The sequence below is a fragment of the Streptomyces sp. Ag109_G2-15 genome, from assembly GCF_900215565.1.
In the GTDB taxonomy this organism is placed as follows: Bacteria; Actinomycetota; Actinomycetes; order Streptomycetales; family Streptomycetaceae; genus Streptomyces; species Streptomyces diastatochromogenes.
The window spans coordinates 170,720-189,624 of sequence record NZ_OCNI01000001.1 but is presented as its reverse complement, the minus strand read 5'-3'; the positions used below and the strand labels follow the sequence as shown (position 1 = coordinate 189,624).

Here is an 18,905-nt window from a genome sequence, read left to right as displayed (position 1 = left end):
ATGTTCATGCCAACCTGTTTGATTTTGAAGGATAGTTGAGAAAATTGTTCAACATCAGTGCGTGACGCGAAAGTTCGTAGCGCTCGGGCACGTCCCGCCAGGGCGAGCCGGTTCGCTCCCGCCACCAGTTCCCGTCGAAGACCTGCCGAAGGTCGGGTGGCGGTCGGCCCATCTTCGGTATCGGCAGCGCGACGCCGGCCGCGACCATCCTGACCGTCGTCGGGAGCAGCTTCGCGTCGAACATGGCAGGGCGCATCCGGACGCCATGCGCAGCAGGAACGCGCTCCTGCGGATTGACGGTATTTCGCCTTCGCCCGTGTCGGCCGCGAGCCCGCGCCCCTCAGGGTCCGGTGTCATCCCCACGTCTGACACGGCTTCGCGCGGTCCGACCGAAGTCGCCCATCGGAACGGGAACTGCGGCTGACTTCACGGCCCGCTTACGCCGATGTTCGCGCAGTTCAAGGAGAAGACCGGGCCCATCGTCCTGGCCAACACCTTCGTCGTCCCGAAGGAGAGGACTGAAGCGTTCCTGACTCTCTTTCGCAGGCAGGCGGAGTTCATGAAGGGTCAGCCGGGATTCGTCTCCCTGCAGATGCACAAGGGAACGGCGGACAGTCAACTTCTGATGAACGTCGCGGTCTGGGAGTCGACCGAGGCGCTCGCCACGGCGTTCGGCAGCCCGGAGTTCCAGCGCATGGCGGCCGAGTTCCCCGACGACATCGTGTCGTACCCGCACATCTTCGAGCAGATCGACGTATGACACGGCAGCTGCAGCCGGGGGAGGGCAGCAGGGAAGCCCTGCCCTCCCCCGGGTAGCCACGCATCCCTGCACCATGCCGGGTCGCCAAGGCCGCCGAGCACCCACCACGCGTAGCCCCGCCCCTGAAGAGGAGTCACTATGACCGTGGAACTGAATCACACCATCGTCCCCGCCCGTGACCCGCAAGCCTCGGCGCAGTTCCTGGCCGAAATCCTCGGCCTGAGCAGGAGTTCGACGCCGCCCTCGCCCGCATCCAGCACGGCGGAATCACCCACTACGGCGATCCCGCGTGCCAAGAAATTGGGCAGATTTATCACAGCGAGCGCACCATAGGCCGCAGGGGCACCTACTTCCACGACCCCGACGGACATCTCATGGAAATCCTCACCCCGGGCGGCGCCGGGTCGTGAGACCGATGGCGGCAAACTTGAATACCGGCAACAAGACCCCTCTCAAACACGCTCCAGTCGGGTTCGAGGTCGCAGGTTGTCGGCGTCATCGACACCACCTTCGAGCAGCGGGTGACGGTAGGACCACCCCCCATCCGGTGTCCAGCCCCAGCGACGAGGAGCGCCGGGAGCGGCAGGATTCACCTCGTCGGCAATGAACCGACGAGGAACCCAGCACACGGACAACCCAGGGGGACACCCATGAACGAAACCATCGCCAGGCGCCTGACGGGCCTCGCCGGAATCGCCGCCGCGGCCGCCTTCATCGTCGAAGTGCCCCTGTACTTCATCTACTCCGGCCCGCCGCCGGACTCGAACGTCCTGGCCAGGCTGCTGATCGCAATGGTCGCGCTGGCGTTCCTGGTCGTGTTCGTGACGGCCTTCCGCGAACTGGTCAAGCGCGTGAACCCCGCCTACGAATGGGTCGGCACGATGGCCTTCGCCACCGGACTGGTCTACGCGACGATCACCCTGGTCTCCAGCGGGCTGGAAGCCGGCGCGGTCATCGCCGCCGACCACCCGATCGACCCGACCATCACGGTCAGCGGCACCTACATCCTCTACGGGGCGATCGGCCGCCTCATGCTCGCGGTCTTCCTGATCACGGTGGGCTATGGCATCTGTCGTACGAACCTGCTGGCGCGCTGGACCGGCCGCTCGGCTTACGTCCTGGCCGGAGCCAACCTGATCTTCGTGCCGTCCCTGTTCTTCGGCAACAACCCCGCACACTTTTACGCGGCGAACGGCTGGGGCACCACCGCCCTGATGGGCGCGATCCTCAGCTACTGGCTGCTCGCGCTGGGTATCTCCACCTACCGCAGCGCCGCACGACGTGCACCCGTCGGCTCACCGGCCCTACCGCACTGACGCCGCCGTCACCCCTCCGGGGCGCCGCGAGCGCGCGGTTCGAGTGCACGCGGTGGTGCACGGGAGCCGAGCGCAAGATTCACCGGGCAGCGACGCCGTCACCCGTTCACCCCCGTGTAGTGCCCGGGGCTCCACCGCCACAGCAACCGGGAGAGCAGATACGCGACCAGGCCCAGCAGCGGCGATGCCGCCGCCAGCCAGTACGGTGCACCGGTCGTGTGGCCGTGGCCGGTCAGGACCGCGGCCGGGAAGTACGCGACGAAGGCGAGCGGGAGGCCGTAGGTCAGGAAGCCGCCCACCGCCCTGGGGAGCACGTTCAGCGGGTAGCTGCCGAAGGTGGTACCTCGTAGATGTCGCGCAGGATGGCGAACGACTCCCGCACCGGCAGGTCCCACCACAGCTGGGTGCGCTGCCCGAACACCGCCCCGATGTTACGGGCGTTGCGCTCCCGCTCCCGGTACGGCACCACACCGGCGACCCGCGCCTCACCGGACGTGGGCGTGAGGATGCCGGTGAGCATCTTGATGGTGGTCGACTTGCCCGCGCCGTTCGGGCCGAGCAGGGCGAGCAGTTCGCCCGCGGCGACGTCGAAGGTGATGTCGGAGACGGCGTGCTTGGCGACGCGCTCCGGGTTGACCAGGGAGCGCAGCGCGCCCGCGAAGCCCGGGCGGCGGACCGTCGTGTGTCAGGTGCGGGTCAGGCCGCGGACCTCGATGTTGCCGATCACTCGATATGTCTCCTCGTCCGCCGGATCCGACGCACGCGGGACGCGACCACGGCCGGCCGGGGGAACAGCCGCCGGCCGGCCGCGGAAGGTGTCAGGACCGTGTCGGTCACCTGGTCTCCGAGGCGGGGGCCTCGGAGAAGACGAACGAGAACTCCGCCGGCCCGGCCGCCAGGTGGTACTGGGGCAGCGGGCCGGGACCGCAGGACTGGGAGCCGAGGCCGTGCTGGCCGTGGTCGAGGTTGACCCACACAGTGCTGCCGGGGGAGAGGTCGGTGCGGTGGGACGCCGCGTCCAGCTGCTCGGTGGTCCAGCGGCGGGCGGTGAAGAAGAACTCCGGGTCGCCCTCGATGCGCAGGCCGCCGATCTCCGCCCAGCGGACGTCGGCGCGGGCGCCGTTCTCCTGCGGACGGACGTACGGCGTCTGCAGCTCGTCCACGGACGACTGCCAGCGGCCGACCGTCGACGCCGTCCTGCTGTCCGGATACGCCTCACCCGGGCCGCCGCCGTACCACCGCACACGGTCCGCCGCGGACATCCCGAAGCGGATGCCGAGCCGGGGCAGCGGTACGGTCCAGTCGCCGTCCGGTGTCACGGACACGGTCAGCTGGAGACGGTTTCCGTCCGACGTCCAGCGGTACACGGTCGACAGCCCCATCTCCCAGGCCGCCGGCGCCACCCGGGTGCGGACCGTCAGCGCGTCGTCGCCCAGCTCCACGGCGTCGAGGCGGTGCCGCATCCGGTGCAGGCCGAACTTGCGCCACAGCAGGCCGTAGCGGATGTCCGTCTGCCAGGCGGCGCCGTCGTCGTTGTCGGTCGTCGCCCGCCACACGTCCAGGCGCAGCCCGGTGACATCCACCCCGCCGACCGTCCTGAGGGCGCCGGTGCGGGCGTCGAAGGAGGCCGGGCCGAGGGTGATCAGCGCGTCGCCGAGCACCGGACCGTCGGTCGCCGCGACCGACGGCGCCTGGCGCGCGGACACGGCGACCTGGCCCCAGGCGACGACATGGTCGCGCGGCGCCCACGGGGTGTCGGCGGCGAGCAGCGCCCGTACCGCCCAGTGGGCCTCGCCGGCCGGGGCGGTGGCCGGCGGCTCGGGCAGCTTCACCTCGGCCGACTCGCCGGGCGCCAGCGCGGGCACCGTCAGGTCGCCGGAGCCGACCGTCTCGCCGTCCACCTGGTACGACCATGTGAACGCCAGCGCCGCCAGGTCGGCGAAGTCGTACTTGTTGGTGATACGCAGGGTGCCGCCGCCGTCGCCCTCGATCGCGACCGGCTCGATCACCTTCTTGTACTCGACCAGGCCGGGGGAGGGCTGCCGGTCCGGGAACAGCAGGCCGTCGCAGACGAAGTTGCCGTCGTGCAGCTCCTCGCCGAAGTCGCCGCCGTACGCGTAGCCGTACCGCTCGTCCTTGATGCCGTGGTCGATCCACTCCCAGATGAAGCCGCCCTGGAGCCGGTCGTACGACTCGAAGATCCGCTGGTAGTCGACGAGCCCGCCAGGGCCGTTGCCCATGGCGTGCCCGTACTCGCAGAGGATGAAGGGGAGTTCGCGGCGTTTGTGGGTGCCGCCGTCCAGGCCGCGGCCGATCCGCTCGACCTCGGCGTGGTCGGCGTACATCCGCGAGTACATGTCGGTGTCTCGGCAGCCCAGGTCGCCCTCGTAGTGCAGGAGCCGCGAGGAGTCCCGGCCGCGGATCCACTCGGCCATCGCGGTCAGGCCGCGGCCGGTGCCGGCCTCGTTGCCGAGGGACCAGATGACCACCGAGGGATGGTTCTTGTCCCGCTCGACCATCCGGGCGGCGCGGTCGAGCAGCGCCGGGGTCCAGCGGTCGTCGTCGACGGGGTTGTCCCGCCAGGCCTGCTCGGTGAAGCCGTGGGTCTCCAGGTCGCACTCGTCGATCACCCACAGGCCCAAGTCGTCGCACAGGTCGAGGAAGGCGGGGTGCGGCGGGTAGTGGGAGGTGCGGACGGCGTTGATGTTGTGCCGCTTCATCAGCAGCACGTCCTCGCGCATGGTCTCCAGGTCGAGCGCGCGGCCCCGCTCCGGGTGCCACTCGTGCCGGTTGACGCCCTTGAAGAGCACCGCCCTGCCGTTGACCTTGATCAGGCCGTCCGACAGCTCCACCGTGCGGAAGCCGATGCGCAGTGGCACCCGCTCGCCCTCGGTGGCCAGTACGCCGTCGTACAGCGTCGGCCGCTCCGCCGTCCACGGCTCGACCGGCACCGTCACCGGCTCGCCGGTCGCGATGTCGATGCCGAGGCCCGGGACGGTCACCCGGCCGTCCACGTCGGAGTCGACGCGCAGGGTGCCGGTGCCGGTCACGTGGTCGTAGGAGGCGTGCACGAAGAAGTCGAGGGTGCTGCCGGCCGGGCGGTGCAGCAGGGTGACGTCACGGAAGATGCCGGGCAGCCACCACTGGTCCTGGTCCTCCAGGTAGGAGCCGGCCGACCACTGGTGGACGCGGACAGCGAGCACGTTGCCGCTCGGCTTCAGCAGGTGCCCGACCGCGAACTCGTGCGGCAGCCGGGAGCCCTTGAACTCGCCGATGTCCGTGCCGTTCAGCCAGACCCGGGCGCAGGACTCCACTCCGTCGAAACGCAGTACGGCCCCGCCGTCGGCAGGCCAGTCCTCGGGCAGGTCGAAGACGCGCAGATGGTCGCCGGTCGGGTTCTCGGTCGGGACACGGGGCGGGTCGACCGGGAACGGGTAGAGGTGGTTGGTGTAGATGGGGGAGCCGTGCCCCTGGAGGACCCAGTGGCCGGGGACCGACACCTCCGCCCAGCCACCGGCGTCGTACCCCTCCTCCGCGAAGGAGTCGTCCTCGGCGTCGGCCGTGTCCGACAGTCTGAAACGCCAACTGCCGTTGAGTGAGAGGGACTTGGCGTCCGAGGACGCGTACCAGGCCCGGGGCGGCAGCGCCCCCGATCCCGGCGAGACGTCCTCGACGTACTCGGTGGCAGTGCGGAAAGTCATCGGTCTCCTAGCTCAGCCCTTGATGCCGGTCTGCGCGATCCCCTGGACCAGCCAGCGCTGGAGGAAGAGGAAGACGAACAGCAGGGGCAGGATGGAAATGGCGGTGGCCATGAAGATCAGGTGGTAGTTCACGGTCTGGTTGGTCATGTACGACGACAGCGCGACCTGGACCGTCCAGGCGCTCGGGTCCTGGCCGATGACCAGCGGCCACAGGAAGGCGTTCCAGCCGTTGATGAAGGTGATCGTGGCGATCGCCGCGAAGAAGTTCAGCGAGTTCGGCACCACGACACGCCAGTACGCGCCCCAGTAGCCGAGCCCGTCCACGCGCGCCGCCTCCTCCAGCTCCTTCGGGAACCCGAGGAAGTACTGCCGGAACAGGAAGCAGGTGAAACCGCTGAAGAGGCCCGGAATGATCAGACCCCGGTAGCTGTCGACCCAGCCGAGGGACGACACGAGGACGAAGCTGGGGACGAAGGTGACGGCCGTGGGGACCATCAGGGTCACCAGGACGCCGTAGAAGATCTTGTTGGCGTGCCGGTAGGGGATGCGGGCCAGGGCGTAGCCGGCGAGGGAGCACACGAGCAGCGTGCCGACTGTATGCAGGATGCCGACGACCAGCGAGTTCCACATCGACTGGCCGAAGTCGACCGTGGGGTCGTCGAATGGCTCGGTGATGTTGCCCCACTGGATGTGGGTGGGGAAGAACTTCCAGTTCTCGCCGGTGATCTCCGGGTCCGTGGAGAGGGCGTTGCGGACCAGCAGGTAGAACGGGATGAGGAAGAACAGGGCGGCGACGCTGGTGGCGATGTACAGGCCGGTGGAGCTCATCACGCCGCCGCGCCGGGCGCGCTTGCGGGTCTCGGGTGCGGTGGTGGTCACCTGGACTCGTCACCCCTTCCGAATCCCATGATCTTGCCCTGGAACAGGGTGACCACGCAGATCAGCACGGTCAGCACCATGGCGCCGGCGCTGCCCTTCCCGTAGTTCTGGTCCTGGCCGAGTGCGGTGTAGTACAGGTCGACGAGCGGCGGGCGGCCCCAGGTCGTCTTGGACAGCAGGTTGAAGAACTCGTCGAAGGCCTGGTAGGCGGCGACGAGCAGCAGCAGGACCACGGCCGTGGAGGTGGCCCGCAGCTGCGGCAGCGTGATGTACCGGAAGGTCTGCCAGCCGGGCTTGGCGCCGTCGATGGCGGCGGCCTCGTACAGCTCCTGCGGGATGTTCTGCAGCGCGGCCAGGAACAGGATCATGTAGAAGCCGGACTGCAGCCACAGCCGGGCGGTGACGATGACCAGCCAGTACCAGGGCGGGTCGGGGTTGGCGAGCCAGGCGATGTTGTCCACGCCGAACCAGCCGATGACGGTGTTCGCCAGGCCGAAGCGGACGCCGTTGAAGAGGGACATCTTCCAGATCAGCGAGGCCGCGACATAGCTGCACGCGGTCGGCAGGAAGAACACCGACCGGTAGAACGCCCGCATGAACCTCAGGCGGTTCACCAGCAGGGCGAGGCCCAGCGAGACCGCCCAGGTGGTGGGCACGATGAACGCGGCGAAGACGGTGAAGGTGACCAGCGAGCCGGTGAACTGGCTGTCCGAGAAGATGTCCCGGTAGTTGTCCAGGCCGACGAAGTCGCTGGGCGTGACGGTGAAGCGGGCCTCGAAGAAGCTGAGGTAGGCGCTCCAGATGATGGGGATGTAGACGAAGACGATCAGCCCGATCAGGAACGGGCTGATGAAGAGCCAGAAGTTGAAGGTGCGGCTGCCGCGCAGCCCCCGCCGCGGCCGGGGCTTGGTGACCTCGGCCGGGGCGGGGCTCGCGAGACCGCGCGTGGTGGTCGTCGACATGTCGTGGTCCGTCCGGTGGCCTATCCGAACAGCTTCTTCAGCTCGGCGCCCACCGTCTTGTCGCACTTGTCGAGCGCGGCCTCCGGGTCACCGCCCTTGCGGACGCAGTCGGCGAAGACGTTCTCCGTGGCGGTGATCATCGCCTGGGTCCAGCCGATGTTGTCGAAGTGCCCGTACTCGGTGAAGAGCTTCACGCCCTCCGCCGGCAGGCCCGACTTCAGCTTGGTCGCCGACTGGGCGATCGAGGTGCGCGGCGGGATGTGGAAGCCGTACGAGGTCGCCCAGTCCTCCTGGTACTTCTTCTGGTCGATCCACAGCCACTTCACGTACTCCTTGGCCGCCTCGACGTTCTTGCCCTTGGCGTTGACGAACATCGACCAGCCGCCGTTGTAGACGGACGGCTTGCCCGCGTCGGTGACCTTCGGGAACGGCATGATGCCGAGGTCGTCGCCGAGCGTCTGCTGGAACTGCGGCATGGCCCACATGCCGCAGAACTGGATCGCGCACAGGCCCTGGTTGAGCGCGGACGGGTCCCAGTAGTCGGCCGGGGCGTCGAGCAGGAGGTCGCCGCTGGTGAACAGCTTGCGCATCTTCTTCAGACCCTCGACGACGCCGTCCGTGTGGTAGGCGATCTGGTTCTTGTCGTCGAGGGTGTCCGCGCCGGCCGACCAGATCAGCGGGTTGATCACCGCGTGCAGGTCGTTGCCGAGGAAGAGGCCCTTGACCTTGCTCGTGGTGAGCTTGGCGGCCGCCTCGATCAGCTCGTCCAGGGTGGTGGGCGGCTGGATGCCCGCCTTCTCCAGCAGGGACTTGCGGTAGAAGAAGAACTGCGGGTCGTCGATCATCCGGACGCCGTAGATCTTGCCGTCGACGGTGTGCGACTTGATGTCGGCCTGGTTGAAGTCGTCCTTGACCGGCTCGATGATGTCGGTCAGGTCCGCCACCTGCCCGCTCTTGACGAGCTGGATCTGCGGGTGGAACTCGAACAGGTCGGGCGCCTGGTCGGTCAGCAGCGACGCGAACAGCTTGCTCTCGAAGTTCGAGCCGGTGATCCACTGCGTGGTCACATCGGCCTTCGAGTACGCCTTCGCGTACCGCTTGATGGCCTGCTCGGTGCCCGCCTCGCCGTACGCGTGGAAGTACTGGACCAGGTTCTTGCCCGAACCGGAGCTGCCGCCACGGCCGTTGTTGCCGCCGCACGCGGCCAGCGTGCCGGCGGCGGCCAGGCCCGCTGCGGCCCGGAATATCGATCGGCGGTCCCAGTTGCTGCTCTGTGCCGACATGCTGACGTCCTTGTCTGTCGAGTGCGGCTCGGCGGCTCTACGCCTGAGAGCCCAGTGGCTCAAATTGCGTTGCGGTGCGGGACGTTAACCTTCGGCTAAGGCTTCGGCAAGGGGTTGGACGAAGTCTGTGCGAAGCGTTGTGTCCGGTTCGGAATCCCGAACAGGGCTGTGGGCAAAGGGAGATGAGGGCCGCCGGGTCAGGGAGATGGCCGGCGGCCCTCGGTCAGGGGGATGCGGGGACTACTGCCTGGTCCACGCCTCGTTCGTGCCGCCGTTGCAGCTGTAGGCGATCACCTTGCTGCCGTCGGCGGTCGCCTGCCCGCTGACGTCCAGGCACTTGCCCGAGGCCTCGTTGACGATCTGCCCGTTGGAGTTCAGCAGCCACTGCTGCGTACCGTCACCGGTCGCGGTGGCCGACGTCAGCCCCGAACTGCCGTCTGTCAGATAGCCGTTGGCGCTCTTCAGCGTGCCCTTCGCGTCGTACGACCACGACTGCGCGGCCGCGCCCGTGCAGGTGGCGAGCGCCGCACCCGAGGCGTCGGCGGTCAGGCACTTGCCCGACTGCTTGCCCACCAGCGCCCCGGTCAGCGCCGAACTGCCGTGACCCCGCTGGTCGAAGACGTAGGTCGTGATCGAGCGGGCCGCGAGCGTCGCCGTCGCCGTACCGCCCTTGACGGCGGGCTTCGCGACCTTCGCCCAGTTCTCGTCGGCCGAGGTGCGCACGGCCTGCGTGGCCCGCATCGGGGTCGCGCTGTTGAAGTGCAGGTTCAGCTCGGTGTCCGTGGTGTTGTGGTTGTTCACCACGACGACCCACTTTCCGCCGCGGTCATAGGCCGACACCTCCACGCCGTCCGGCGTCCCGGTCACGTTGTGGGCGACCGAGCCCGGCTTCACGAACTTGCTGTACTGGCCCAGCGCGTAGTAGCGCTTGGTGAAGTACAGGGTCTGGTTGCCGTTCGTGGCGTAGTTCGGGTCGTAGTAGAGCAGGCCGTCGTTCCAGCCGTCGTCGTTCTTCGCCAGCGGGTCGCTGCCGATCATCTCCGACAGCGCCACCCACCACTGGAACGCCGAGTCATGGGCGGTCGCGAAGTCCTTGTAGATGATCCGCGACAGGTTCAGCCCGCCGTCGATCGTCGGGTCGTACTCCTGCGCCCAGCCCGTGCCGCCCTTGCCGAAGCAGCAGATCTCCGTCGACCAGGACTGCTTTCCGGCCGCCTTGGAGGTCTCGTAGACCTTGGCCCGGTTGGCGTCGCTGGGGTTGTCGTAGGTGTGGTGGGCCAGCTTGGAGACGTACTGGGCCGTGCCCGGCTGCGAGATCCACTGGGGTATCTCTTCGTTGAACTTGACCGTGCTGGTCGACTCGTCGGCGATGATGCTCGTCTTCTGGTGCCGGGCCCGCTGCTCGGCGCCGAGCGCGCGGACGATGTCGTCCCGCTGGGAGGGGTCGACGAGCATGCCCTCCTGGCCGCACGAGTCGAAGCTGTTCGTCGGCTCGTTGAAGGGGCTGATGTAGTCGAGCTTCACGCCCTGGCGCGCGAAGTGGTCGGTGACGTCGGCGACGTACTTGGCGAAGTCCTGCTCGTTCTCCGCCTTCAGATAGCCGCCGCAGCTCTTGCCGTTCGTCTTCCACGCGGCGGGCGCGCTGTTGACGAACCCGATCAGGTCCTTCACGCCGTACTTGGCGGCGGCGTACAGGAAGTACCGGCCGGCCTTGTCCTTGCTCCAGTCGTAGCTGCCGTCGGAGTTCAGGAAGTCCTCGGGGGCGCGCGGCGCATAGGTCACGCCGGTACCGCCGCCGCCGATGTTGTAGCGGTACGCGCTCAGGTCGAGGCCCTGGTGCGAGAAGAGCAGCTCGGCGACCCGTGCCTGGACCTTGGGGTCGAAGTTCTTCAGGTCGTTGACCCACCAGGCGCCCGAGGCGCCGATGTCGTCGATGGTCTGGGCGGCGTGGGGGGAGACCTCGGCCGTCGCGGGTTCGGCGGCGCTCGCGGCCGGGGAGGTGAGGAGCGCTCCGGAGACAACCAGTGCGGCCGCGGTTGTCAGCAGGACGGATCTCCTCGTGCGGAGGTGACCGGTGCGGGGGTGAGACACGTGCATCCCTTCCGTCGTCATGAAGGCGGTGCGGTACGGCTCCTTGCGGGTGGGGTGGTGCGCTTGGTGCCAGTCGTGTTGACCTTTTGCGGGGCGCCTTGAGCCGGCGTCGAGACCGCGACCGTGCTCAGCCCTTCGGGCCTCCGCGCGCTCGCGCCCTCGACACCGGCGCGCCCCGCTGTCCGACGGACTGCAGGGCCCCCTCCAGCGCGAACGTGGCCGCGCCCAGGGACACCGGGTCGGTGGGGATCGGGGAGAGGACGATCTCGGTGGCGGCCAGCGGCCGCCTCAGCGCGTGCCGGGCGACGGCCGCGCGTACCTCGCCGAGCAGCGGCTCGCCCAGCCGGGACGCCACCCAGCTGCTGAGCACGACCACTTCGGGGTTGAGGAGGTTGATCAGGTCGGAGATCCCGGCGCCCAGGTAACGGGCGGTGTCCCGGACCACCTTGAGCGCCACCGGGTCGTCCGTGGCGACCGCCCGGGCCAGCGCGTCGATGGTGGCCGTCTGGTCCTCGGGGTGCAACAGCGTGGACTGCGGGCTGAGTTCGCGCAGATTCTGCATGATGCCGGGCGCGCCGACGTAGGTCTCCACGCAGCCGTGGTTGCCGCAGTGGCACAGCCGTCCGTCCAGCACGAGCGTGGTGTGCCCCCACTCGCCGGCGCTGTTGCTCACGCCCCGGTGCAGCCCGCCGCCGAGCGCCAGACCGGCGCCGACGCCCGTGCCGAGGTTGACCACCACGGCGTCCCCGCGGCCCCGCGCGGCTCCGAACCACAGCTCGGCGACCGCGCAGGCGCGCAACGGGTTGTCCAGGTACAGGGGGTACGAGATGTGTTCGGCGAGCAGGTCGAGCAGCGGGACGTCGTGCCAGTTCCAGTTGGGCGCGTACTCGGCGATCCCGGTGTCCCGGTCCACCTGGCCCGGCACGCTCACCCCGACGCCGAGCACCCGGGCGGCCTCGACCCCGGCCTGGGCGACCACCGAGCCGACGGCGGTGGCGACATGGCCGACCACCTGCTCGGGGCGGCTCTCGCCGGGCCGCATGTCCTCGTCGGCGCGGGCCAGCACGTTCAGCGCCAGGTCGAACAGCTCGACATGGACGTACGTCTCCGCGATGTCGACACCGATCAGCGCGCCCCCCGCCGCGTTGACGGCGACCAGACCCCGGGGGCGGCCCCCTGCCGAGTCCTCGAAACCGACCTCGGTGATCATGCGCAGGTCCAGCAGCTCGCCGACGAGCGTGGCGACCGTGGCCAGGCTCAGCCCGGTGGCGGCCGCGAGTTCCTGCCGGGAGGTGGGAGACTCGGCGATGATCTGGCGCAGCACCTCGTAGCGGTTCGCGGTGCGGATGTCACGTGAAGTGCGCTTCACGGAGCTGCCCCTCCCATCCCGTCAGGCCAGGCCGGGGCGAGGTGGGCACCGGCGCGGCGTCAGGCTATGGGCTGGGAGGGACTTTCGACAAGGGGTTAGGAAAGGGGGTGGAGAAAGTCTGTCACCCGTCGACGTCCGTCAGTCTCCGAGGACACCCCGGACGAAGGCGTTGGTGAACTTGCCGGTGGCGTCGAGGGTTTGGGCCAGGGCGCGGAAGTCGGCCAGGCGTGCATACCGTCCACGGAGTACCGTCGACGGCACGGTGAAGACCTTCCCCCAGTGCGGGCGCGGATCGAAGGCGTCCAGCGCCTCCTCCACCCGGCGGACCACCGGCAGCACGGCCGCCGCGTCCTCCACCCAGGTGAAGTGCAGGGCCACCGAGTCACGGCCGTGCGCCGGACTGAGCCACTGCGGGTCGGCGGCGACCGTCCGCACCTCGCAGGTCTGCAGTACACCGGCGACCGCCGACCGGATCCCGTCGATCGCATGCAGCGCCTCGACGGCGGCCGACCGCGGCAGCAGATACTCCGACTGCAGTTCGTCACCGCTGCTCGGCGTGAACTCCGCCCGGAAGTGCGGCAGCCGCTCGTGCCACGGCCCCGGCACCCCGAACTGCTGGGTGCAGTTGCCCGCGGGCATCCCCGGCACCGGGTGCATCGCCTCGGTCGCGGGCGCGGCCCACGGGAAGTCCACCGGCGCCTGATCGGTACGGCGCTTGACCCACACCTGCCCGAAGCCCGGCTTGCGCCAGTCGGTGAACAGGCTCACGCTGTACGCCGCCCCCGCCACCGCCCCGAAGTCCAGCCCGTCCAGCGGCAGTTCGGTGAACACGTACTGCTCCACCTCGTACGACGGCTCCAGGTCGAGGGTGAGCGCGGTGACCACGCCGAGCGCGCCGAGGGAGGTCACGGCACCGTCGAAACGGGCGTCCCCCCGGGCGATCGACACCGTCGAGCCGTCCGCGGTCGCCAGCTCCACCTCCCGCACCGCCGCCGCGAGCGGTCCGTTGCCCACCCCCGAGCCATGGGTGCCGGTCGCCACCGAGCCGGCCACCGAGATGTGCGGCAGGGAGGCCATGTTGGGCAGCGCGAGGCCGTGCGAGTGGACCGTGCGGGCCAGTTCGGCGTACCGGACGCCGCCCGAGACCCGTACCGTACGGGCCGTGGTGTCCACGTCGATCACCGGCGGCAGGTCGGCGATCGACAGCAGGACGCCGTCGGCGCCCGGGTCGGCGATCTCGTTGAAGGAGTGGCCGCTGCCCAGCACCCGCACCCGCGCGCCCCGGGCCACCAGGGTCCTGAGCGCGTCGAGCGAACGCGGGCGGTGGAACTCCTTGGCCGCATAGGTGATGTTGCGCGCCCAGTTGGTGGTAGCCGTGCCGGCCGTTCCCGTCATCCCTGTCGTCCCTCCGGGTGAGTGCGTGTCCATTGACCCTCTCATTCGCCGCGACCTACCGTAGAGACCGGTTGCTATCCGTGCGTCACCGAGCCGGAAGGTCACTTCGTTGCCCGAACGTCCGCAGGCGTTGTTCGCCATGACCGCCCAGAACGTGCCGCACGTTTTTCCGCCGGAGGTGCTCGCGCGGCTGCGAGCGTGCGTAGAAATCGATCCCACTCTGGTGGCGCACGACTTCACCGGACCACGGGTGCGGGAGACGCTCGCCCGCACCGAGGTCCTCATCACCGGCTGGGGCTGCCCCCGCCTCGACACGGCCGTCCTGGATGCCGCCCCCAAGCTGCGCGCCGTGCTGCACGCGGCCGGCTCGGTCAAGGGGTTCACCACCCCCGAGGTCTGGCAGCGCGGCATCGCCGTCTCCTCGGCGGCCGCCGCCAACGCGCTGCCCGTCGCCGAGTACACCCTCGCGATGATCCTGCTCGCCGGGAAGGACGTCTTCGCCTTCCGTGACCTGCTGCGCGCCCGCCGCACCTTCCCCTATGGCGACATCGTCCCCGGCATCGGCAACCACGGCCGCCGGGTCGGTGTCGTCGGCGCCTCGCGCATCGGCCGTCGCCTGATCGAACTGCTGCGGCCCTACGACCTCCGCGTCAGCCTCGCCGACCCCTACGTCGACGCGGCGGAGGCCGCGCGGCTCGGCGTACCCCTGCTGCCCCTCGACGACCTGCTGCGCACCTCGGACATCGTCACCCTGCACGCCCCGCAGACCCCGGAGACCAGGCACCTCGTCGGCCCCCGCGAACTGGCCCTGATGCCCACCGGATCGGTGCTGATCAACACCGCGCGCGGTGCCCTCGTCGACCACGACGCCCTGGTCGAGGAACTGCGCACCGGACGCCTGAACGCCGTCCTCGACGTCACCGACCCCGAGCCGCTGCCCGCCGACTCGCCCCTGTTCGACCTGCCCAACGCCTTCATCACCCCACACCTCGCGGGCTCCCAGGGCAACGAGGTGGCGCGGCTCGGTCTGACGGTCGTGGAGGAGGCCGAACGGCTGTTGTCCGGCGGCGAGTTGGCGTACGCGGTGGACCACACGGCGCTGGAGCGGGCGGCGTGACGGACCCTCGCCTCATAAGGTGACCTGAACATGTGAGGAAGGGGGGCCGAGCGGTGGTCAAGCGGACGCAGCCCGCACCGAACGGGGACGCCTCGACCGTACGGGACGTCGCCGCGCGGGCCGGGGTGTCCGCGTCGACCGTCTCGCGGGTGCTCGGCGGCACCTACCCGGTGGCCGCGGCGACCCGCGCCCGGGTCCTCAAGGCGATGCGCGAGCTGGACTACGTGGTCAACGCGCACGCCCGCGCGCTCGGCGGCGCGACCAACAACACGGTCGCCTTCGTGGTGGACGACGTCACCGGCCCCTTCTACGCGCACATCGCCCGCGGGGTGGAGGAGCAGGCCTCGGTGGAGGGCCGGCTGTGCATGCTGTGCACCACGCACGGCGACCCGAAGCGCATCCTCGCCGTCGTCGAGACCATGCGCGAGCAGCGCGCCGACGCGGTGATCGTGGTGGGCGGCGCCTGGGAGGACAAGGCCTACCAGGACCGCATGACCCACTTCGCGCACGCCCTGGACCGGGCCGGATCCCGGCTCGTCCTCGTCGGCCGCCCGCCGCTCGGGCCCGGAGTGCCCGCCACGGTCGTCGACTACGACAACGAGGGCGGTGCCTTCGCCCTCACCACCCACCTGCTCGCCGCCGGGCACCGCCGCATCGCCTACCTCGGCCGGGTGCCCGGCCTGTCCACCAGCGCCCAGCGCATCAGCGGCTTCACCCGGGCCCACGACCTCCTCGGCCTGGCCCCCGATCCCCGGCTGATCGTCGACGGCCCCTTCTCCCGCTCGTACGGCTACCAGGCCACCCGCGAACTCCTCGCCTCGGGACCGGAGTTCACCGCCGTCTTCGCCGCCACCGACATGATCGCCACGGGCGTGATCCAGGCCCTGCGCGAGGCCGGCCGGCGCATCCCGGACGACGTGGCGGTGGCGGGCTACGACGACATCCCGGTCGCCCGCGACGTCTACCCCGCCCTCACCACGGTCCACGTCCCCCAGGAGGAACTGGGCCGCGCCGCCGTCCGCCTCGCCCTCCACCGCGAGGAACTGCCCGACGGCCAGCATCTGGTGCTGGGCACGCATGTGGTGCTGCGGGACTCGACACGCAGAGCGGAGTAAACAGCAGCGGTACTGTCGTGGGGGTTGTGATGGGTGTTCGGAGCTGTGCGCCGTTCCCCTGGCTTGCGGGCCTGACGGTGCCCCTGGCCGGCGCTGTGGGGCTCAGTGTGGTGCTGACGTCCGCCTACCGGGGCACCGACGCCTGGCTCATCTGGAGCTGTGCCGCGGTCGCGCTGGCTGCCGCGAGCGGGGCCGCCTTGGTCCATGAGCTGCGGCGCTGGGCAGAACTCGCCGCGCTCGGTGACGTACCGCCGCAGGTGGTGGCCAGCGCTCGCCGGCCTGGGGCTCGCCCCGGGGGCGGCCACCATGGTCGGTGTCGGCCATGTGGTTGATCGCTGAAGCCACCAGCCGGCGTATGCACGAGCAGACCAGCATCGAGACCACTCTGGTCTTCGGAGCCAGCAGTTCCGCGCTCGTTGCGATCGTGTACGCACCGGTGGCGAAACTACGTCAGCGCGGTCGCGAACTGGTCGACATCTGCCATCCTTTGGGGCCACTTGCACCCGATGAACTGGCCGACGCCCTGGACAAACGTTCCCGGCTCGAAAGCGCTGGTCGTCGTCGGCCCGCTCCTGGCGGGTGCGGCGTCCGCCTTCCTGTCTCGACAGTAGTACGGATTTCGTTGCCTAAATGACTTTCATCTGCGGAATCCGAAAAATATCTGGCCGTATCGTGGCTGTTTCGGTAGCTTCCGCTGCATGCCCTCTGAATCCTTCTCTGCTCGACTCCCGGAAACCGACCGCACCCGCCACCGCCGCCTCCGCGACCAGGGCAGCCTGGAGCGGGCCGATCTGGACGCGATCCTGGACGCCGGGTTCGTCTGTCACCTGGGGGTGGTGGTCGAGGGGCGGCCGCTGGTCGTGCCGACCGTGTACGGGCGGGACGAGCGGCAGCTGTACCTGCACGGGTCCGTGGCCAGTCGCAGCCTGGCCGGTGATCTCCCGGTCTGTGTGACCGTCACGCACGTCGACGGGCTCGTGCTCGCCCGGTCCGTCTTCGAGCACGGGGTGAACTACCGCAGTGCCGTGATCCATGGCGACGCCCGCAAGGTCACCGACCCGGACGAGAAGCTGGAGGGGCTGCGCCGGCTCACCGAGCACGCGACGCCCGGGCAGTGGTCGTACGCCCGGCGGCCGAACCGGAAGGAACTCGCCGCCACCACGCTCCTCGCGCTCTCCCTGGAGGAGGCCTCCGTCAAGATCCGTACCGGCGCTCCCGACGACGGCGAGAGCCCCGACGCGGAACTCGGCCTGTGGGCCGGGGTCCTGCCGCTGACCTCCGTCTGGGGCGAGCCCGTCGCGGACCCGGCGCTGCCGTCCGACACCGCCGTACCGGGGCACATCGCGCGGCGTGCGGGGACCCGGCACGGCTGACCCGGGGGCAGGGGCATACGGTGAGAGGCGAACGCCTGAGCCGGGAGGAGATTACGGATGGGCAGTCGCACCGCGCTGGTCGAGGATCTGATGGAGCGTTTCCCGCATGTGCCGCGGGAGGCCGTCTTCAAGGAGGACCTGCTTCGCGGCGGCGTCGCCTTCGACCCGTCGGCCCTCAGTGACAACGAGAGCGGCGAGGTCAAGCCGAAGTCGTACTTCATCTTCTCCTTCGACCACGGCACCCTGCCCGAGCTGGGCGAGGCCGCGCTGCGCCGGCCGCCGGAGGAGATCATCCTCACCGGCGGCCCGTACGACCTGCGGCGGACCGTGGTGTCGGTCCGCGTGAACCCCGCCTCGCCGTACCGTGTGGCGGCCGACGAGGAGGGGCTGCTCGGGCTCTACCTCGACGGGAAGCGGATCGCCGACGTGGGCGTGCCGCCGATGCCCGAGTACTACCGGCACACCCTCTCCAACGGGAAGTCCGTGATGGAGGTGGCCCCCACCATCCAGTGGGGCTACCTGATCTACCTCACCGTCTTCCGGGTCTGCCAGTACTTCGGCGCCAAGGAGGAGTGCCAGTACTGCGACATCAACCACAACTGGCGCCAGCACAAGGCGGCCGGGCGGCCGTACACCGGGGTCAAGGACGTCGAGGAGGTCCTGGAGGCCCTGGAGATCATCGACCGGTACGACACCCAGAAGGCGTCCACCGCCTACACCCTCACCGGCGGTGCGATCACCAAGACGGTCGCCGGGCGCGACGAGGCCGACTTCTACGGGCACTACGCCAAGGCCATCGAGGAGCGCTTCCCGGGGCGGTGGATCGGCAAGGTCGTCGCCCAGGCGCTGCCGCGCGACGACGTGCAGCGGTTCAAGGACTACGGCGTGCAGATCTACCACCCCAACTTCGAGGTGTGGGACCGCCGGCTGTTCGAGCTGTACTGTCCCGGCAAGGAGCGGTACGTCGGCCGCGACGAGTGGCACAAGCGGATCCTGGACTCGGCGGAGATCTTCGGCGCGCGCAACGTGATCCCCAACTTCGTGGCGGGCGTGGAGATGGCCGAGCCGTTCGGTTTCACCACCGTCGACGAGGCCATCGCCTCCACCACCGAGGGCCTGCGCTTCTTCATGTCGCAGGGCATCACGCCCCGCTTCACCACCTGGTGCCCGGAGCCCACCACCCCGCTCGGCAAGGCCAACCCGCAGGGCGCGCCGCTGGAGTACCACATCCGGCTCCTGGAGGCCTACCGGGCCACCATGGACGAGTTCGGCCTCTCCTCGCCCCCCGGCTACGGCCCGCCCGGACCCGGCCGCGCGGTGTTCTCCGTCAGCTCCTTCATGGACAGCCTGCCGGCCGCGGAGCCGGCGGAGGTGTGATCCGCACGAGTTTTCCGACGGGACGGTGAGTCGCACGGCGCCCGCATCCGTATCAGAGACCGGAATTGTGGTCCTGGGCGGATGCGGTCACGTCGCGCGACCTCGTGGTCACCGGATTTGAATACGGCGCTTGTCAGTTGTGGCGATGACGTGAAAGGCTCCTGCCG

At 69.5% G+C, this 18,905-nt stretch carries 15 protein-coding genes and 3 pseudogenes; 8 read left to right on the top strand and 10 right to left on the bottom strand.

The annotated features are described in order from the left end of the window. Positions 1-4: 4 nt before the first annotated feature. Positions 5-244 (bottom strand): transposase, encoded by a 240-nt coding sequence (locus CRP49_RS49020; protein ID WP_218892949.1) that lies wholly within the window; start codon positions 242-244, stop codon positions 5-7. A 201-nt stretch (positions 245-445) separates the two neighbouring features. Between CRP49_RS49020 and CRP49_RS00765 the strand changes: the two genes are divergently transcribed. The 3 genes and pseudogenes from CRP49_RS00765 to CRP49_RS00755 all read left to right on the top strand — a co-directional run bounded on the left by CRP49_RS00765 (position 446) and on the right by CRP49_RS00755 (position 2,076). Continuing rightward, positions 446-760, top strand: coding sequence for an antibiotic biosynthesis monooxygenase (locus CRP49_RS00765; protein ID WP_097251668.1), 315 nt, complete (start codon positions 446-448; stop codon positions 758-760). A 138-nt stretch (positions 761-898) separates the two neighbouring features. After that, a pseudogene (locus tag CRP49_RS47615) lies at positions 899-1,170 on the top strand (VOC family protein). A gap of 240 nt (positions 1,171-1,410) precedes the next feature. Continuing rightward, positions 1,411-2,076: a hypothetical protein gene (locus tag CRP49_RS00755; protein WP_097251667.1), complete on the top strand. Its 666-nt coding sequence runs from the start codon at positions 1,411-1,413 to the stop codon at positions 2,074-2,076. A 98-nt stretch (positions 2,077-2,174) separates the two neighbouring features. Here CRP49_RS00755 and CRP49_RS00750 read toward each other — a convergent pair. The 9 genes and pseudogenes from CRP49_RS00750 to CRP49_RS00710 all read right to left on the bottom strand — a co-directional run. Continuing rightward, a pseudogene (locus CRP49_RS00750) lies at positions 2,175-2,414 on the bottom strand (ABC-2 family transporter protein); the annotation flags it as partial. Beyond that, positions 2,414-2,803 (bottom strand): annotated as a pseudogene (locus CRP49_RS00745) (ATP-binding cassette domain-containing protein); the annotation flags it as partial. The pseudogenes CRP49_RS00750 and CRP49_RS00745, both read right to left, overlap by 1 nt. A 106-nt stretch (positions 2,804-2,909) precedes the next feature. Further along, positions 2,910-5,777, bottom strand: coding sequence for a glycoside hydrolase family 2 TIM barrel-domain containing protein (locus tag CRP49_RS00740; protein ID WP_097251666.1), 2,868 nt, complete (start codon positions 5,775-5,777; stop codon positions 2,910-2,912). 12 nt (positions 5,778-5,789) lie between these two features. Further along, complete coding sequence (locus tag CRP49_RS00735) at positions 5,790-6,656, bottom strand: carbohydrate ABC transporter permease (RefSeq protein ID WP_097251665.1); 867 nt, start codon at positions 6,654-6,656, stop codon at positions 5,790-5,792. Beyond that, complete coding sequence (locus tag CRP49_RS00730; RefSeq protein WP_097251664.1) at positions 6,653-7,618, bottom strand: carbohydrate ABC transporter permease; 966 nt, start codon at positions 7,616-7,618, stop codon at positions 6,653-6,655. The genes CRP49_RS00735 and CRP49_RS00730 overlap by 4 nt, the downstream gene beginning before the upstream one ends. 20 nt (positions 7,619-7,638) lie before the next feature. Beyond that, complete coding sequence (locus CRP49_RS00725) at positions 7,639-8,901, bottom strand: ABC transporter substrate-binding protein (protein WP_097251663.1); 1,263 nt, start codon at positions 8,899-8,901, stop codon at positions 7,639-7,641. Between the two features lie 240 nt (positions 8,902-9,141). Beyond that, positions 9,142-10,998 (bottom strand): glycoside hydrolase, encoded by a 1,857-nt coding sequence (locus tag CRP49_RS00720; protein WP_097251662.1) that lies wholly within the window; start codon positions 10,996-10,998, stop codon positions 9,142-9,144. A gap of 121 nt (positions 10,999-11,119) precedes the next feature. Then, positions 11,120-12,361, bottom strand: a complete 1,242-nt coding sequence (locus CRP49_RS00715; RefSeq protein ID WP_097251661.1) for an ROK family transcriptional regulator — start codon at positions 12,359-12,361, stop codon at positions 11,120-11,122. Positions 12,362-12,499: 138 nt separating this feature from the next. After that, entirely contained in the window at positions 12,500-13,756 is a 1,257-nt protein-coding gene (locus CRP49_RS00710) for an FAD-binding protein (RefSeq protein ID WP_097251660.1), read from the bottom strand. 109 nt (positions 13,757-13,865) lie between these two features. Between CRP49_RS00710 and CRP49_RS00705 the strand changes: the two genes are divergently transcribed. The 5 genes from CRP49_RS00705 to CRP49_RS00690 all read left to right on the top strand — a co-directional run bounded on the left by CRP49_RS00705 (position 13,866) and on the right by CRP49_RS00690 (position 18,738). Beyond that, the gene (locus CRP49_RS00705; RefSeq protein WP_097251659.1) at positions 13,866-14,873 is read left to right on the top strand and encodes a hydroxyacid dehydrogenase; all 1,008 of its coding nucleotides are present in this window, start codon (positions 13,866-13,868) and stop codon (positions 14,871-14,873) included. Between the two features lie 53 nt (positions 14,874-14,926). After that, positions 14,927-15,988 (top strand): LacI family DNA-binding transcriptional regulator, encoded by a 1,062-nt coding sequence (locus tag CRP49_RS00700; protein WP_097251658.1) that lies wholly within the window; start codon positions 14,927-14,929, stop codon positions 15,986-15,988. Between the two features lie 355 nt (positions 15,989-16,343). After that, the gene (locus CRP49_RS46350; protein WP_143669940.1) at positions 16,344-16,622 is read left to right on the top strand and encodes a hypothetical protein; all 279 of its coding nucleotides are present in this window, start codon (positions 16,344-16,346) and stop codon (positions 16,620-16,622) included. Positions 16,623-16,686: 64 nt separating this feature from the next. Then, the gene (locus CRP49_RS00695) at positions 16,687-17,361 is read left to right on the top strand and encodes a pyridoxamine 5'-phosphate oxidase family protein (protein WP_097251657.1); all 675 of its coding nucleotides are present in this window, start codon (positions 16,687-16,689) and stop codon (positions 17,359-17,361) included. 57 nt (positions 17,362-17,418) lie between these two features. Then, positions 17,419-18,738 carry a radical SAM protein gene (locus tag CRP49_RS00690; protein ID WP_094219912.1) on the top strand — a complete coding sequence of 440 codons (1,320 nt, stop codon included), beginning with the start codon at positions 17,419-17,421 and terminating at the stop codon, positions 18,736-18,738. Positions 18,739-18,905 lie beyond the last annotated feature (167 nt).